Below are 16,252 nucleotides of genomic sequence, written 5' to 3'. Positions count from 1 at the left end.
GATAGTGGCGGCATAATCGAGGCGGAAATCCACTTAGCGAAACGCCCCAATCTGTTCAGACAAACCGAACCAGCTCTGTATGCCTCCGGCCAGTTTAAAAAAACCGACGTGTGCGTTGTCCGAGTGGCAGGCCATATACTCGAAAAGCCGCGTCTAACGCCCGCCGCTCAAGCGATCCGGATGGCAATCGCCTTCGGACCTTTGCCTCGCTTGTCCGGCTCTGTGTCGAAGGTGACCTTCTGGTCATCCTGAAGCGACTGGAGGCCGGAAGCCTGCAACGCGGATACGTGAAGGAAGATGTCGGCTCCGCCCCCGGTCGGCGTGATGAAACCGAAACCCTTATCGGCGTTGAAGAACTTTACGATGCCGGATGCCATGTGTTTCCCCTGATATGCTTTGCGAGCCGGAGGATGCTTCGAAATACGATCATATTCAACGACTTTCTAATCAGCTCGGCGTTAGGTTCGATGAGTCGTCGACGTTGTGTTCCTCTCCCGGTACGGCAGCTCGGCGATGTAGTCCTCCATCACCGACGAGAACGTGTGCCGGTCCTTCAGTTCCTCATCCTTCGCCTTCCGTTCGTCTTCCTCCCAGGAGTCGATGCCGCGTTTGACAAGGGCGTTCCATTCGGTCGCAATCGCCCGGACCCGCTCCGGCGACATCACCCCGAAGACGCCGATGGCGCGGCGGCTGGAGTTTTTCCTGCAACCGAACCGGGCGAGCAGCACGAACATCGTCTGCGGCGCGCCGACCCGGACAAACAGGTTCGGCGTCTCCCCGACGGGGACGTCGTACCTGCTTGGGGTTCGTGCCCGCCGCAATTTGGAGATGTGTTGTTCCGTCAGTCCTTGAGGTCGTGACATGGTCATGCTCCTTTCTTCGGGCAGCGCGCTGGGCAGCGGGAGCGGCGGCAAATGCGGTACCGGTGTCCTTCAAGGGAAGCACCGGGACCGGGCTAAGGCTATGATCTTTCTAGGTTCGAAACCTAGTGCGTCGTTCTGCGACATTCCGCGACAGCCTCGGCATCTCTCGATCGGCGGGGTCTCAGGCGTGTTCGATTGCAGTGCGGCATGCCTCGTAGACCACGTCATGCACATGCTGGCGGCCGAGCTTGGGGGCGGCCGCCAGCATTACGACTTCCCCCACGATCAGGCCATTGGTGAGGTCCGGATTGGCGCGCATCCGCTCTTCGTGAACCGCCAGCCCCATCCAGCATGTAGCGGGCATTGGCGAATGCGGAAGCGGTCAAGACCGATTTGGCGGCCGCAAGGATGAGTTCGCTGGAGATCGGATTGCGCTTCTGCGGCATCGTGGAAGACGCGCCGCGACCGGGAACGAAGGGCTCCGAAACTTCGCCGAGTTTGGTCGCCATCATCAGCATGACGTCGGTGGCGTCTCGGCGAGCGAGCTGGTGACGAGACCGAGGAAAGTACGACTTCGGCAATACCATCGCGGGTCACGTGCGGCATCTATCGCCTCGCCGGCGGAAGCGGGAATGGTGTCAAGCACGGTATTCGACTCTCTGCTGTTCATATGTTCGGGACGGCCGCGATGCGCGGTCTTCAGCGATGAAGCCCTGGTTGGCCGCTGTCTTGATGCGGAAGCCGCACTCGCGCGCGCCCAGGCCGGTTTGGGCACCTATTTAGTCCCCCGTCATTATCCGAACAAAACATTTTGTACGAACAAAATCAGGTCGCCTTGTCTGCTCCCCCTGCGCTGCCTATAACATTCAGTAAAGATGGAGATTTTCGGCGAATGAAGGCAAGCAAGCGTTATGCGGAGATCGCTCAACAGCTGTCTCTCGACATCGCAAATGGCGTCTATCCGGTGGGGTCGACCCTACCCAGCGAGCCCGTCTTGGCCGAAGCATTGGGCGTCAGCCGCTCGACGGTCCGCGCCGCGCTTGGCGAATTGCAGAAACTCGGCATGGTGTCACGGCGACCGAGCCTCGGCACGCGCATCGAGGCATCTGAGCCGTTGACATCGGGTGAAAGCTTTTCGCAGACATTCAGCTCGATCGAGGCCATCGTCCAATATGCTGCCATTACGCTGCGGGACGGCCTGACGTTTGAGCAGATTGTGCTGGATGATAGTCTCGCGACCCGCCTGCAGACCAATCCCGGTTCGAAGTGGCTAAAGATCTCCTACCGCCGCGTCGACAAGCTTGTGAACACCGCACCGCCCATCTGCTGGACCGACGTGTACGTCGACAGGCGATATGCAAGTTTCGTGTCGGACCGCATGGCGCTGCACGTGGGAGCGGTCTCACAACTGGTGGAGGAGGCGGCGGGCCGGCCTATCTCGCAGGTGGAGCAAGCACTTCGCGGCGTCGGCGTTCCGGCCCAATATGCCGAAGCGTTGAAGGCGCCAGTCGACGGCCACGCGCTGGAAATCACCCGCCGCTATTTCCTGGGAACCAGTGAACTCGTACTCGCTTCAATCAGCATCCATCCGGGCGACCGCTTCACCTATGTTTCGAGGCTAATGCGGCATCCGTGACCGCAACGCACCGGATCTGCGTTCATCATGGCTGGAGCGCGTTCTCTCCGGTCGACTATGGGTTCGCTGGAGTGTTATCGCTAGCGTGCCGGATGATCGTTTACAATCAGTCTCGTGACACGTCGAACACTGCCTCGATCTCAACCGGAATATCGCTCGGCAGCGATCCCGCGCCCATCGCGGTGCGGGTATGTATAGCCTGAGCTCTCCGCGAAAATTGGAGCAAGAGCTTAAACAGTTGATGCCAGAGATTTGGAGAGCTGATCTGAGCAATCTGAAGATAGTCTGCGATGATGCCGGCCGGCAATATGCTTCAACGGCCGTAATCAAGGGAACCGATGGTTCGATTTCTTTAAAAGTGCGAGAACCGAGCCTGCGGCAGTCCCGGTTTCCTTATCTACTTTTGGCGCCTTGTCGGAAAACCAAGAGGATAAAATACGGGCATCCAATAAATGCCGCCAGAACGCCCGCTGGAATTTCATAAGGAAAGTCGACGCTTCGGCCAATCCAGTCTGCGAGCATCATCAGCAGCCCTCCGATGACGCCCGACATCAGCATGAACGATCCGGGTCCCCGTGGGCGCGTCATCCGTACCATGTGCGGGGCCATGAGGCCGACAAAGCTAAGTGGCCCGACCATGAGCGTAGCGGCCGCAGTCAACGTTGCGGAAAACAACAAGAGCGTTGCGCGAATGCGCACCGGGTGCATGCCGATCGATCGCGCGAATGCGTCGCCCATCGGCAGGATTTCGATCCAACGCCGGAACAGGGGCGAAAGCAAAAGTGCGACGAGTAAAATAATCGCGGCGATGATTGCGACCACGCCGGTGGCGCGGAACGTCGGTCCCATCGTCCATGCGAGAACGTATGTTGCGCGCGGATCGCCACTGGCGACGATGACGGAAATGACTGACGTGACCAACGCGCCCACCGCGACGCCTGCAAGCATCACTGGGCCGGGCGCGAAATCATGATGCTTGGCGACAAAGAGGATTATGGCCAGTGCAAGGAGCGCGCCGATGATGCCGCCCGCCAAGGGCATGATGGGTGAACTCATGCCGCCGAGGAACAGGGCTGCGATGATGCCCAAGCCGGCACCGCCGCTGACGCCCAGGCCCTCCGGACTGGCCATCGGGTTTCTGGCAACCGCCTGCAGAACGGCTCCTGCCAAGGCCAGCATGCCGCCCGCTGACGCGGATGTGAGGACACGCGGCCAACGCCCCTGTACGAGAACCGACATGTCGATGTCATTGGAAAAGACATGCTCGGTCAGCGACAGGCCAGCGACAACGACCATCAACACGACAGACAGCGGCAGCGCCAGGCTTCGCCTGATCGGGACCACGACGTGGCGGGCACCCTCGGCGCCTGCCTGGAATGGGGCCGGTGGCACTTCGCGCAGCATAAAAAGCATCGCAACCGCACCGGCGAGTGCGGTTATCGTTCCTGTCGGCACCTCTCCGATGAAGGGGGTGATGATCAGCACGATACCATCCGCCATCAGCAACACGGCGCCGCCGATCAACGCTCCCCAGAGAAGCCTTTGCGGCAGTGTCCGGGCGCCGGCAAGCCGCGCGATGTGAGGGGCGGCCAAGCCAATGAACGCGATCACGCCAATCCGGGCAACAACCATCGCCGACAGCACTGTCGCCAGACAGAGGACGGCCAGGCGTAGTTTCGAAGGAGATATACCGAGGCTTCGAGCGCCGGTATCGTCAAGCCCAGCGATTGCGAGCGGTCGAACGAAAAGCAGGAGCGCGGGAATCAGCACTAGCATCCGCCATGAAAGCGCGGTGGCATTAGAAAAGTCGTTCTGGATAAGCGACCCGCTTCCCCATATGAACACGCTTCGCAGATACTCGTGGTGGAATAACGCCATCACCACGGACGCGGAGCCGGCTGCAAAGCTCACGATCATTCCCGACAGGAGTAGGGTGACCGGCGCGAACCCGCTTCTGTAGGAAAGTCCGCAGACGAGCGCGACGGCAGCCAACGCGCCGCTGACGCCGGCGAGTTCTCGCTGTTCAGCGGAGACGCCAGCAAGAGAGAGAGATACCACTATTATTGCCAGTTGAGCGCCGGAGAGCACGCCGAGCGTCGATGGCTCCGCCAGTGGATTTTTCAGTATTTGCTGAAAGATCGTGCCCGCAAACCCAAGCGCTGTCCCGGCAAGCAAAGCAACGACAATGCGAGGCAGAAGGGAGAAATGAACATAGGTCTGACCGAACGAGGCGCTATCTGGATGAAACAACGCGTCGAGAATGTGCGCCGGCGAAACGTATCTCAGTTGTCCCAGGGCGCAGAAGGAGAGCGTGAGGGTCATGGCCAGCCAGTACACGCGGGCGGGCGTCACGAATTGGTTTCTATGCAAGACCAAGGGCCTTTCGAAGAACTTCGGCAAATCGCATTGCTGATGGGAATGCCCCGAACACCCAGGTGGGCGGAATGGTGGCGACATCGCCGCGCTGCACCGCAGGTAGCGACCGCCAGAGCGCGCTTCTGAGAAACGCATCGGGCGGACCGGGTTCGATGATCAGCAACCGCGCCTCAGGGTATCGGGCGATGGCGTCGAGGCCGGCGGTCGCGAAACCCCAATTGTTGGTGGGTTCGTTCCAGGCGTTTGCGATTCCGATCTTCGCAAGCACGTCGTCGAACAGGCTTCCGGCGCCATAGATGTCGATCACGCGGTCATCGGTGAACTTGACGATCAGGAGTTTGCGTCCGTCATAGGCAGTCATCTCCGTCTTGATGGCGGCGAGCCTTGCGTAGCTGCGATCAAGGAAGGCTTCGGCTGCGGGGTAGCGGTCGATACGCTCACCGATCGCGACCAAAGCCTCGTGCGATCGTCGCAGGGGCTGTTGCTCGGCCGTATAAAGTGGCAGCGCCATGGTTGGCGCGATGTCTTGCAATCGCGCTTGAGAGACGCCGTAATTCGCCTGCGACAGGATCAGGTCGGGCCGTAGCGACCTCAGCAGTTCCATGTTGGGCCACGAACGAAGACCGAGATCGATCGTGTCCTTGGGAAGCGCCGGCACGACAACACGGTCGCCATAGAGCGGAGCCTCCGCGACCGACTGCGGCGCGACGTCGATCGCAAGCAGGCTTTCCGCCCAGCCCCAGTCCAGGACAGCGATCTTGGAAGAAGGGCGTTCAGCCCAAGCGATACGCGGCATCATAAACGCACCGAACGCGGCGGCAAATTGCCGCCGCGTCAGCTGAACGGGCCGCGTGTGTCGAGGCTTTGTCAACGTCACCAGCTATACTTCAAGGTGGCATAGACGGTGCGTCCTTCGCCCCAGTAGCATCCCGTCGCGGCAATGCAGGTCGAGACGTATTTCCGGTCGAACAGGTTGCTGACGTTGAGCGCCGCCTTCAGGCCTTCGAGCTTCGGGTTCGCTTTGCCGAAATCGTAGCGGACGGCGGTGTCGAAGACGGTATAGCTCGGGATGTCGAACTTGTTGGCATTGTCGCCGAATGTCTGGCCGGTGTAGCGCGCGCCTGCGCCAACGCTCAGGCCGTCCCAGTTGGTCGAGCTCTGCAAGGCATAGTCCAGCCAGACGGACGCCTGGTGGCGTGGAACGAAGGCGAAGCGGTTGCCTTCGTTGCTGACGCCTGCAGCATTCGGATTGTCCTTAGTGATTTCGCTGTCGGTATAGGCATAGGAGGCAATCACCGAGAAGGCATCGTTCAGCTCGGCTTTTCCTTCGACCTCAACGCCCTTCATGGTGACCTGGCCTGTCTGGACCCGGAAATTGGTGTTGAGCGGATCCGGAGACAGTACGTTGTCCTGGGTGAGGTGATATGCAGACAGCGTAACGAAGCTGTTCATGCCGTCAGGCTGGTATTTCACGCCGACTTCGAACTGCTCGCCCGTGGTCGGATTGAACACATTTCCGAGACGATCGGTGCCGCTGGCAGGGTTGAAGGACGTCGAGTAGCCCGCGTATGGTGAAATTCCATCGTCGAAGTTGTAGACGAGGCCGGTCTTCCAGGTGAAGCGTCCGTCGTTTTGATCGACAAGCGTATTGGACGTACTTGTCCGCGTCCGGGTGTCGGTGTTGGCCCAATCATAGCGACCGCCGATGGAAAACGCGAAACGGTCCCATTCAATCTGGTCCTGAGCATAGATGCCGAGCTGGCTACGATGCTGATCGATTCTCGTCGCAATAGCGGGACGTGTAATGGTAGTGGCGCCGTAAACCGGGTCGTAGCCATTGAATGGCGCAGGAATGAACCTGAGGGCGGATTCCTCGTAGCGGCTGCTCTCATACGAGTAATCGAGACCAAAGAGAGCGGTGTGGTCAAGCGCGCCGGTGGAGAACTTCGCAATCGCCTGATTGTCGAGGGTGACGGCGCGAGCGCTTTCCGGAAAGGCCCAGGCGTAGCGATCAAATCCCGCCGGGCTGCAAGCCAAGACGCAAGCTGGCTGAACGCGCTGCGTGTCGGTTCCGATGTAGGAGTAACGCAGGTTTTGGCGAACCGTCCACGTGTCGTCGAACTCGTGCTCGAATTCGTAGCCGACCGAGGCTTGATCGCTTTTGTAGTAGTCATATCCGGGTTCGCCGGGGAATGTGCTACGCGGCAACTCGGGATAGATGTTGGTGTAGAGCGTTCCGTTTGCGATCAGCGCCGGCGCGCCGCCGCCACCGGGCGAATAGATCTTCTGATAGCCGGCGTGAATCGTCAGCGATGTCGCGTCGTCCGGTTGGAACGTGAACGACGGCGCGATATAGGCCTTCCGTTCCTTGACGAAATCGTACTGCGTATCGGTGATGCGGCCAACGCCCACGATGCGGTAGAGGAACGCATCGTCGCCGTTCACAGGGCCGCCGAGATCGAAAGCCGTCCGGACGCGGTTGTCGGTCCCTAGCTGCAGTTCGACCTCGTTCTTGGCCGTCGCGCTGGGCCGTTTCGACACCATGTTGATCAAGCCACCCGGCTCGCCTTGCCCATAGAGCACGGACGAGGGGCCCTTCAGGACTTCCGCGCGCTCGAGGCTGTAGGGTTCCACGCGCGGCTGCGCATAGCCACGCGAGCCGAACGGCAAGCGGAGACCGTCGAGATAACGGCCCGGGCGGAAACCGCGGATGGTGAACCAGTCATAGCGAGAATCGTCGCCGTACTGGCTGATCACGCCCGGCGTATAGCGCAGTGCCTGCGTCAGCGTCGCCGACCCTTGTGCCGTCATCTGATCCTTGGTGACGACATTGATGGCCTGTGGCGTTTCCTTGAGCGACGTGTCGGTCTTGGTTCCGGTTGCGCTCTGTCTAGCGACAATGCCGTCGACGGGCCCGAGCGCTTGTTCGCCGGTCACGCTGATTGGCTGCAGCACGGTTGAACCATCGGAGGGGGCGACGCTTACTCCTCCGGCTGGATTGACCAGAACGACTGTATTCGCTGATGAAAAGCGGTAGGAGAGGCCCGTCCCCGCCAGGAGGCGCGACAGTCCGGCTTCAGCTGGCATGTCGCCCGAGAGCCCTGATGTACGCAGATTGCCGGGCATCGCCCCATCGAACACAACATCGACGCCTGTGATCGACGAGTAGCGGACGAGCGCGGCCGATAGCGACTGCCCAGGGATCGAGAATTGGTAGCCTTTGCCGGCTGTTTGGGCATGAAGTGTCGCCGCGGCAAGCGGGCCGAAGACGACGCAGGTCGCCAGAAGAACGCCGCGAGCCATCTTCAGTTTGCTTCGGTGATCTCTTGCGAAATAGTTCAACACAGACACGGACGTCCCCTTGAAAAATAGTCTGCACCCCCCCCCAGTGATGTGGGGCTTCAAAAAGGGGACGACGTAGGCTGGAAAAAACCTGAGTACATTTTGAAACTATTTTATCTCGGGTAGATCAGCGCCAGCCAGGGAGAATAGGTGTCCACGCGGATAGGTAGTCCGTTTTCAAGCGTCTGAAGGATAGTGCTGGCTCGCCTGATATCGACGATTACCGTGACCGGCCGTCTGGCAAGCTCGCTTTCCATGACGATCATCTTGCCACGACGCCATTTCGACAGTGCTCGAACGACGTCTTCCAGGGGCGTGGAAATGAAGACCAGCTTGCCCTCGCGCCACGAAAGCTGTGATCCAATATCGGTTTCGGACGGCTTTGAGATCCTGTCGTTGGCAAACACGACGGATTGCCCCTCCTGCACCTCGAAAGCCTCAAACGGCGAAGACACTCGGACTGAATGTTCGGCGACAGCAACTGTGATGCGGTCGCCTTCCTCGGAAACCGAGAACTGCGTTCCGAGTGCAACGGTCCGCAGTATTCCGGCATTGACGACAAAGGGACGGGAACTGTCCTTTGTCACGGTGAAAAATGCCTCTCCCTCGACCAGTGAGACGGCGCGCTGTGTCGCCGTATAGTCAAGCGAGATTGCAGACTCCGTAGAGAGTTCTGCGATCGATCCATCCGGTAGAGTAATGGTTTTGGTCTCGCCTTTTCCTGTCCTGAAGTCTGAGGGCAAGGTGCGTAAATACGCGGCTGTTGCCAGGGCGGATGAGGCGACGACCACGAGCGCGCCCCCCGATTTCAGCAGCTTTCGTCGCGACAGGCGATCTGATTCCGATTTGTCCGGCACCATGCCGGCGCCGAGCCAAAGCCTTTCAATTTCGGCATAGGCCGCAGCATTCGACGGGTCGGCTTCTAGCCATGCCCTGAAATCCACCAGGTTGTTCGGCGTCGCACTGTCATCCAGCAAGCGCGCGAACCACTCTGCGGCGCCTGTCGATGCATCGACCGATGGTTGCTGCGATTTCCCGATGTCTTTGTGCATATCTCTCACGGTCCCACCCGCCCGTGTGTTGATCCCGTTGCCGGTGGTTACTTGCCCGACGCCATTTCGCTCCGAAGACGTTCAAGCGCAACCACCATATGGCTGAAAACCGTCTTAGGGGAAATCCCGAGGTGGCTCCCGATCTCCACATAGGTGAGGCCGTCGATACGAGACATGAGGAAGACCTGCTTGGCGCGAGGCGGCATGTTGTCAATGATCGCGGAGATACGTCTCAGTTCCTGCACCCCGATCGCTATCTGCTCCACGGATGGAGAGGGATCGGATACTCCCTCCAATCCATCGATGCCATCAACGAAGGGCGCGATCCTTTTGCGCCGCTCATGGTCCACGGCGAGATTGCGACCGGTCGTCATGAAGTATCCAGCTAGGTCAGCGACCTCTCGCAACAACGACCGCCGCTCCCAAAATCGAAGGAATGTGTCCTGCAACAGGTCCGCGGTCGTTGCCGAGCATTTCACTCGCCGGTAGATGACAGCCGAAAGACGCGTTCGCACGTGAAGAAACGTATCAAGAATTTCAGGACGGTGAGCGCTGGTCATAGGACGCTGCTAGCATCCAAGAGCGGAGCGGCGCAATATTAAAGTTGATTGTAGAATTCATATTTTTCGCGCGCGGCTATTTTGCCACTAGCCCGCGGTAGCTTTCGATGCAAAGCTGGTTGGATCGTTGTCTCGGAGAGGTTACTGTTCAATTCATGTCGGAAAAGTGTGCACTTCGCTGGCGAGATAGTTAGCGATGTCTCTCCCCAGCTCGAAGCGCGCTTTTCAGGGCATTGGCTGAAGGCGACAACGGGCATACATAGCGAGAAGAGTATGCACAGGAGGGAAAATAAGAGAAGTTGAAGTCAAGCAGCAACGTGCCGTCTGGCCGGACATTTCCGAGATCCGCGCCCTTGATCGTATCGAAAAGGTAACGGCCGCCTCCATAGGTTTCCTTGCCAGAGGTTGCGTCCGTGAACGGCAGGAAAACGCCGCCGCCGTAACCTTCAATCCAGTAGAGCGTCAATTCGCCACCAAATTTGGCTTGCAGCCCTTCCGTGCGCGCAAAGGCACCCATCGACACCTCCCCGTCGGCTCCCGTCGAAACAGTCCTGCGCTCGGGATGCGCCGGAGCTGTCCGCACAATGAGACGAAGCGCTGGGTCGTAAGGAAATGTCACCGGCCCTGTAAACGCCCCGCGATCCGCCAGCTCAATGGGCGATTGAGGATGGGTGCGAAATAGCGTTTCGCGGGTGTCGCACCAAATCCTCCATGCGCCTTCCGGGTCGGCAGTGGAACGTATCTCATAGTAGAGGTTAGCGATCTTCTGACGCCAATCCCACAATTGTTCGAATTCAGTCACTTCATGTCTCCTCGTTGCACCGCTTGTGAACACTCGCGTGCCGCTCCCTCAGCCTCGGCCCAGCTCCATCCATTGCGGCAACTCATGCCCGTGGTAGCCCGCGCAGGCGGCATGAACACAATCAGCTAGATTTCCGAACCTGAAATTCCTGCCCGTGATGCCTGGCCCATAATGGGCATACTTCCCGGAATTCGTCATGATGGTCTCGGCCGAAGGGGGTATGACTGAATCGGCAATCATGCACCAGCATGTGTCCGTGACGAACTACGCGCCGAACGCATGCAAATTCTGAACCAGGTTTTCAGCAAGCCCCCGTTCGTAGATGGCGCGGCCTGTTGTCACTATGATGGTTGCGCTGGCGTTTTTGGTTCGGCCTCCGCACAATTCCGACAGGCGTCGCACCCTTAATGTCGCCTTCCAGTTCACATCGATATGCGGCCCTGCGAGCGGAGCACGCCCCGTCAACGCGATGCAAATATCGAGAAAGTCCGGATATTCATGGTTCTTGCACCAGGCACGCTATTGGCAATAGACAACAGCATTCGACTTAGCCCAGGCAATCTGCTCTCCCTCTTTTGGCTTGCTGTCGAGCAGATAAGGCGCACAGGTGAAAGTCGGCGTTGCGCCCATCTGGGTGTAGACGTCGCCAAGCTTGCTCGCGGGCTCGGCGACGGTTGGGTCGACGCCCTGTAGCTGCCATCGCCGTTGGTCGACCGAACTGGAGTTCAAGGTTGTCGGCACGACAACCTTGCCACCCCGATCGCGAAGTTTTTCCGCAAAGGCCAGGCAACCCGGTCCGGTGTACACGCAGCCAGCGATATGGACCGGCGAAACATTCATGAGTTTTCGAGCGCCTTGCAGTCGGGCCATACGGATGATGATACGCATGGCAATCTGGGGGTGATATCCCAAAGCGCTTGGTCGATCGCGGTAATTGCCGCAAGCCCGAGCGCATCGCGCCTGCGTGTTAAGACGCAACGCAGGATCATGTTGCGGCGCCTGACCTAGGCTCTCTTCCGCATCATGAACATCAGGAATGGCGCACCGATCATCGCGGAAACCAGTCCGGCCGGGATTTGATAGGGCGATACGAGCGTGCGTCCCAGGAAATCGGCAGCCACCATGAGTGCGCCGCCGATCAGGGCTGCGCCGATCATCTGCGGCAATGCACGCGTCAGGCCCGCCTCCCGTGCCAGATGCGGTCCCATCAATCCTACGAATGACAGGGGTCCGACAGTGAGCGTTGCCGCGCCCGTCATCAGGCCCGCCAATGCGAAGAGAACAAGTCTTGATCGCGCCAATGATATGCCGACGGCTGATGTTGGTGACGGCCCGAGTGGCAGGATATCGAGCCAGCGTCGGGTAAAGAACGCGATGGTCATCAACACGATACCGATGCCTATTTCCGCGAGGGCCGTCGGCCCGTCGACGAGATAGGTCGAGCCGCTCATCCATCGCATGAGAAGTGCGGCTCTTGGATCGCCGGTGGAGCTCAAGACGCCGACGACTGCATCGACCATCGCGCTCAGCGCGATCCCGGCAAGCAGGACGCGTTCGGGAGAAAAGCCGGATCGGCGCGAGCTCAAGAAAATGACGGCAAGCACACCGATCGCGCCGGCGACCGCGAAGGTAAACTGGCCAAACAGGCCCGGCGCGAGGGCAAACAGTCCGATGGCAACGCCGAATGTCGATCCAGCGCTGATGCCGAGAACCTCGGGGCTCGACATTTCGTTGCCGGTGAGCCGTTGGAGGATCGAACCTGCGACCGCGAGCATCGCGCCTGAGGCCAAAGCCGCAAAAACCTTTGGCGCTCGAATGGCGAGGATGTCCGATGACGTATCACCGGAAAGAATTGAAAGGCTGCCATCAATACCGCGTCCCACGATCATGCTCACGCCAACGGCCAGAAGCAGTCCAACCGCGACAAAGGCGATCGATGTCGCTGCGCTGGTACGCCGGGGTCTGTTCCAGACGGCGGACTGCTGGATCCGGTGACGGATTTTCAGCCGGGGTAAAAGCGCCAACAGCAGGGGGGACCCGAATATCGCGGTGACCGCGCCCGTCGGTAGGAAGTCCCCAAGCCCACCCGCAACCAGCTGGAGCACAGCGTCGGCACAGAAAAGAAGGCTGCCGCCGATCAGTGGAGACCAGAAGATCAACTGTCTGGGACGCCGCGCGCCCGACAGTCGCGACAGCGTCGGCGCGACCAGACCGATAAAGCTGATCACACCTATGGCACTGGTGACGAAGGCGGAAAGGGCCACGGCGCAGCCGATGGCGATGACACGAAGCCGGCCCACCCGGACGCCGAGGGATACTGAACTGCTCTCACCGAGATCTAGCAGGGACAATGGCCTTACGATCAAGGCGCAAATAACCGCCACCACCGCCATCTTCCAGAACAAGGACAACGGTATGACCCAGCTCTGCTGAGAAAGTGACCCGCTTCCCCAAATGAACAGGCTCGCAAGGTAGCGCTGATTGAGATAGGTTAGGATGGCGGAGAGGCCGCCGCACCATAGACTAAGCACCAGCCCTGACAGCACGAGGGAATAGGGCGAAAACCCACGCCGCGCGCCAAGGGTGAGAACAATCGCTGCGGCGGCCGCGCTCCCCGCCAGGGCGACGAGATCGCGATTGGTTCCAAGCAGTCCCGGGATGAAGAGCGAAGCTACCACCAAGGTGAGGTTGGCGCCCGCAGATACGCCAAGCGTTGTCGGATCTGCGAGAGGATTTCGCAACACCTGCTGGAACAGCGCACCCGCCAAGGCAAGTGCCGCGCCCGCGAGGATCGCTGTCGCAAGACGGGGTAGGGTCGAATAGTAGAGCACCAGCCGTGTCGCATCGTAGCTTGTCTCGGAAGGCGCCCTCAGGGAAGGGGTGACGAGCAACAGGGATGCGGAGCCTCCAATGATGAGAAAAATGATGACCACGAGTGCCGGCCCGACAACGTCTCGACGGGAAATCTTCATGCGTCGCGCTCCAGGAGATCAGTCAGAAGACCAGCAAACCGGATGGCTTCATTCACCATCCCGAACATCAGGGCCGCGGGAAGGATCGATAGATGTCCTGGACGAACAAATGGGAGCCGGTTCCATAGAGGGCTTTCCGCAAGTTTGGGAAGGACGTCTGGCGGGACGGGATCGAAAGCCACGAGCCGGGCATCCGGGTCGGTTATCTTGGCGAGATCTTCGATGCCGATGGTTTCGAACCCCCAATAGTTCGATTCCCTCGTCCATGCGTTCCTGACGGCTAGCCGCTCGAACACACCATGAAACAGTCCGGGATTTGAATAGATGCGGACGTGACGCGCGTCCATGAAGTTCACCAAAGCGATCGGCGGGATGTTTTTCCCTGCCAGTCGCTCGCGGCAACGATCAAGGAACGCCTCTGAACGCGCTAGGAATGCCTCAGCTTCCTTCTCCCGTCCAATTTCCACCGAAAGCTTGTGCGTCCCCGATATCGCCGACTGAAGAGCGGGTCCACTATCAGGCGTGAATATCTCCAGGCGCACGATCCTTCCATAAGGCTTCAGCCTGGGCAGCAATTCGTCGAGGTAGGGCGTCGTCAATATGATGTCGGGTTTCAGTTGGAGCAGGATCTCGAAATTCACCTCGAAGGAGCTGCCGATATCGACGACGGAATCCGGCATTGCAGGCTCTACCACCCACCGACCCCAGTCCGCGAGATCGGAAATGCCGACCGGCGGTAGGCCGAGTGAAAGAAGCGTCGATGACAGGCCATAGTCAAGACTGACGATTCTTTGGTCCGGCGCTTGAGCGAATACCGGCGTGGACGTGGCTGCCATCGCAGCCGCATATTGCAGGAAGGTCCTTCGCGAGATGGGCATCAAACCACCGGGCCTAGCAGGCATAGGCAAGTGGGTGGTTCAAATTGGGCGCGGCGATAACGTTCATGTCGATCCCATAAATGTCATGTAGCGTCTCGGGCACGAGTATGTCGGCCGGCGTGCCGCTGGCAACCACGTGACCGTGGTTCAGAGCATGGATCCGATCACAGAAGCGCGCTGCCATGTTGATATCGTGAAGGACGATCACCACGCTTCGCCCGCCTTCATGTGCCAGACGCCGGACTAGCGAAAGAACCTCGATCTGGTGGGCGATGTCGAGTGCCGCGGTGGGTTCGTCGAGGAGCAGACAGCGAGCATCCTGAGCGACCAGCATTGCGATCCAGGCGCGTTGCCGTTCGCCACCGGACAGGGTGCCGACGAGGCGTTCGGCAAGCATCCCTATGTGTGTTGCTGCAAGGGCGGCATCGACCTTGCTCTTGTCGATCTCCGAAAAACGACCGAGGGCGCCATGCCACGGATAACGCCCGCAACCGACAAGCTCGCGAACTGTCATCTCAAGACCCGTGCTCAGATCCTGCGGCAAATAAGCGACCGCTCGCGCAAAGTCGCGGTCGCCATAGTGATCGAGTGGGTGGCCGCTACAGGTAACAGTTCCTGAGGTGGGCGACTGTTGGCGCCCAAGAATCTTCAAAAGGCTGGATTTGCCTGATCCATTGTGCCCGACCAGAGCCACGACTTCGCCTGCGGGGAATTCAAGGCTGACGTTGGACAGGATGATGTTGTCCTGGATGGAGAGCCCAACGCCTCTGACGTCGAACGCCGATACCATTTGGGTGACCGCTTGCGCGGGTTCTAGCGAGGTCAAGGTGTTTCCCCTTTTCACTGACTATCGGGCCGACGGTTGATTGTCGTCCACACCGCCGCTCTCAAACGCGATACCAACGGCTCGATTGACGGCTGGTCCGAGCACGGACATGTGCGTCTGTCCCGCGAAGAGCTCGAACTGCGTCTGAATACCCGTGGCGGGATCATGCAGCCGATCCGCCATTTCCCGTGCGAGCGCGACCGTGCGTTCGGTCTTGCGTTTCTCCGCGCGGGATGCAGCGTCGTCGTTGCGATACTGGAAGGGGGCGAGCTCGTCGCCTTCATACTCGCCGGCAGACAGATGAAGGAAGACGGCTCGGCCAACGATGGGCTGCCGCGCGGCCTCGTTGTTCAGGATTTCGCTTGCTTCCCAATAGATTGTCGGACTTGCGGCAATCCAGTTGGTGAAAAGGCTCGGCCGTTCGAAAAGGGTATAAAGCGTGAAAAGCCCGCCGAACGAATGGCCGAACAGCGACCTGCGCGTTCGATCGATGCGCGTGATCGCGTCGAGCCGCGGGAAGAGGCGGTGCTCGATGAAGTCGACGAGTCGCCCGGTCCCGCCAATACGGACCGGCGGTCCTCCCTCGAAATAGGGCGGATAGGACTTGATCGGTGGAGGGCCAAGGTCCCAAGCCCGCCGGAAGGCATCATAAGGTTCCTCGCAGGGGTAGCCGATCGCGGCCACAACACCCCAGTTGACGTTGGTTCCAGTCGGGTAAGGGGCTTGCGTCACCAGACTGGCGAAAGCGAAGGGGAATGTCGCATTGCCGTCGGTCGTGACCAAAAGAGGCCAGCCGCCGACAGGCGGCTCGCCTTTTGGTATGAACAGGAAGATGCGGTATGGGTCGCCACCGTCGGCTGGCTCAAGGTCGAAATGAAATGTTCCGGGCAAGGCGTAGGCTTGATCAGTCATAGTCATTCCGATTATCGCTTGGTCGATCGACAA

Annotated in this window: 14 protein-coding genes and 2 pseudogenes; 1 reads left to right on the top strand and 15 read right to left on the bottom strand. The window is 59.6% G+C overall.

Features of this window, described 5'->3' with window-relative positions:
* Window positions 1–167: 167 nt before the first annotated feature.
* The 3 genes and pseudogenes from ACCD05_RS12735 to ACCD05_RS12725 form a co-directional block, all read right to left on the bottom strand.
* Window positions 168–377: a cold-shock protein gene (locus tag ACCD05_RS12735; RefSeq protein ID WP_413393065.1), complete on the bottom strand. Its 210-nt coding sequence runs from the start codon at window positions 375–377 to the stop codon at window positions 168–170.
* Window positions 378–458: 81 nt separating this feature from the next.
* A complete protein-coding gene (locus ACCD05_RS12730) occupies window positions 459–869 on the bottom strand; it encodes an Arm DNA-binding domain-containing protein (RefSeq protein WP_413393063.1) in 411 nt (136 codons plus the stop codon).
* A 184-nt stretch (window positions 870–1,053) separates the two neighbouring features.
* Window positions 1,054–1,463, bottom strand: a pseudogene (locus ACCD05_RS12725) (lyase family protein); the annotation flags it as partial.
* 292 nt (window positions 1,464–1,755) lie between these two features.
* Here ACCD05_RS12725 and ACCD05_RS12720 point away from each other — a divergent pair.
* Window positions 1,756–2,499 carry a GntR family transcriptional regulator gene (locus ACCD05_RS12720; protein ID WP_413393061.1) on the top strand — a complete coding sequence of 248 codons (744 nt, stop codon included), beginning with the start codon at window positions 1,756–1,758 and terminating at the stop codon, window positions 2,497–2,499.
* 393 nt (window positions 2,500–2,892) lie between these two features.
* Here the strand turns inward: ACCD05_RS12720 and fhuB (ACCD05_RS12715) are convergent, their stop codons facing one another.
* The 12 genes and pseudogenes from fhuB (ACCD05_RS12715) to ACCD05_RS12660 form a co-directional block, all read right to left on the bottom strand.
* The gene (fhuB, locus tag ACCD05_RS12715; RefSeq protein WP_112435647.1) at window positions 2,893–4,851 is read right to left on the bottom strand and encodes a Fe(3+)-hydroxamate ABC transporter permease FhuB; all 1,959 of its coding nucleotides are present in this window, start codon (window positions 4,849–4,851) and stop codon (window positions 2,893–2,895) included.
* A gap of 10 nt (window positions 4,852–4,861) precedes the next feature.
* A complete protein-coding gene (locus tag ACCD05_RS12710) occupies window positions 4,862–5,671 on the bottom strand; it encodes an ABC transporter substrate-binding protein (protein ID WP_283193687.1) in 810 nt (269 codons plus the stop codon).
* Between the two features lie 77 nt (window positions 5,672–5,748).
* Window positions 5,749–8,226, bottom strand: coding sequence for a TonB-dependent siderophore receptor (locus tag ACCD05_RS12705; protein ID WP_413393059.1), 2,478 nt, complete (start codon window positions 8,224–8,226; stop codon window positions 5,749–5,751).
* Between the two features lie 104 nt (window positions 8,227–8,330).
* On the bottom strand, window positions 8,331–9,269 hold the full coding sequence (locus tag ACCD05_RS12700) for a FecR family protein (protein ID WP_413393057.1): 939 nt from the start codon (window positions 9,267–9,269) through the stop codon (window positions 8,331–8,333).
* 47 nt (window positions 9,270–9,316) lie between these two features.
* Window positions 9,317–9,829 carry an RNA polymerase sigma factor gene (locus ACCD05_RS12695; protein ID WP_413393055.1) on the bottom strand — a complete coding sequence of 171 codons (513 nt, stop codon included), beginning with the start codon at window positions 9,827–9,829 and terminating at the stop codon, window positions 9,317–9,319.
* A gap of 190 nt (window positions 9,830–10,019) precedes the next feature.
* The gene (locus tag ACCD05_RS12690; protein WP_413393053.1) at window positions 10,020–10,631 is read right to left on the bottom strand and encodes a DUF1684 domain-containing protein; all 612 of its coding nucleotides are present in this window, start codon (window positions 10,629–10,631) and stop codon (window positions 10,020–10,022) included.
* Window positions 10,632–10,679: 48 nt separating this feature from the next.
* A pseudogene (locus ACCD05_RS12685) lies at window positions 10,680–10,883 on the bottom strand (aconitase X); the annotation flags it as partial.
* Window positions 10,884–11,150: 267 nt separating this feature from the next.
* The gene (locus ACCD05_RS12680; protein WP_413393088.1) at window positions 11,151–11,543 is read right to left on the bottom strand and encodes an aconitase X; all 393 of its coding nucleotides are present in this window, start codon (window positions 11,541–11,543) and stop codon (window positions 11,151–11,153) included.
* Between the two features lie 92 nt (window positions 11,544–11,635).
* Complete coding sequence (gene fhuB, locus ACCD05_RS12675; protein ID WP_413393051.1) at window positions 11,636–13,603, bottom strand: Fe(3+)-hydroxamate ABC transporter permease FhuB; 1,968 nt, start codon at window positions 13,601–13,603, stop codon at window positions 11,636–11,638.
* Window positions 13,600–14,481 (bottom strand): ABC transporter substrate-binding protein, encoded by an 882-nt coding sequence (locus tag ACCD05_RS12670; protein WP_413393086.1) that lies wholly within the window; start codon window positions 14,479–14,481, stop codon window positions 13,600–13,602. The genes fhuB (ACCD05_RS12675) and ACCD05_RS12670 overlap by 4 nt, the downstream gene beginning before the upstream one ends.
* Before the next feature lie 13 nt (window positions 14,482–14,494).
* Window positions 14,495–15,271 (bottom strand): ABC transporter ATP-binding protein, encoded by a 777-nt coding sequence (locus ACCD05_RS12665; protein WP_413393049.1) that lies wholly within the window; start codon window positions 15,269–15,271, stop codon window positions 14,495–14,497.
* Window positions 15,272–15,328: 57 nt separating this feature from the next.
* Window positions 15,329–16,219: an alpha/beta hydrolase gene (locus ACCD05_RS12660; RefSeq protein WP_413393047.1), complete on the bottom strand. Its 891-nt coding sequence runs from the start codon at window positions 16,217–16,219 to the stop codon at window positions 15,329–15,331.
* Window positions 16,220–16,252 lie beyond the last annotated feature (33 nt).

This window comes from Rhizobium sp. Rhizsp42 (genome assembly GCF_047304155.1).
In the GTDB taxonomy this organism is placed as follows: domain Bacteria; phylum Pseudomonadota; class Alphaproteobacteria; order Rhizobiales; family Rhizobiaceae; genus Rhizobium.
Note: the sequence above shows the minus strand (reverse complement) of the source record. Positions and strands in the feature narration are given on the sequence as shown.

Coding starts and splice junctions, on each gene's coding strand:
- ACCD05_RS12735 (WP_413393065.1), bottom strand. CDS start 377: ATGGCATCCGGCATCGTAAAGTTCTTCAACGCCGATAAGGGTTTCGGT.
- fhuB (WP_413393051.1), bottom strand. CDS start 13,603: ATGAAGATTTCCCGTCGAGACGTTGTCGGGCCGGCACTCGTGGTCATC.
- ACCD05_RS12665 (WP_413393049.1), bottom strand. CDS start 15,271: ATGGTATCGGCGTTCGACGTCAGAGGCGTTGGGCTCTCCATCCAGGAC.
- ACCD05_RS12660 (WP_413393047.1), bottom strand. CDS start 16,219: ATGACTGATCAAGCCTACGCCTTGCCCGGAACATTTCATTTCGACCTT.
- ACCD05_RS12670 (WP_413393086.1), bottom strand. CDS start 14,481: ATGCCCATCTCGCGAAGGACCTTCCTGCAATATGCGGCTGCGATGGCA.
- ACCD05_RS12710 (WP_283193687.1), bottom strand. CDS start 5,671: ATGCCGCGTATCGCTTGGGCTGAACGCCCTTCTTCCAAGATCGCTGTC.
- ACCD05_RS12730 (WP_413393063.1), bottom strand. CDS start 869: ATGACCATGTCACGACCTCAAGGACTGACGGAACAACACATCTCCAAA.
- ACCD05_RS12720 (WP_413393061.1), top strand. CDS start 1,756: ATGAAGGCAAGCAAGCGTTATGCGGAGATCGCTCAACAGCTGTCTCTC.
- ACCD05_RS12695 (WP_413393055.1), bottom strand. CDS start 9,829: ATGACCAGCGCTCACCGTCCTGAAATTCTTGATACGTTTCTTCACGTG.
- ACCD05_RS12700 (WP_413393057.1), bottom strand. CDS start 9,269: ATGCACAAAGACATCGGGAAATCGCAGCAACCATCGGTCGATGCATCG.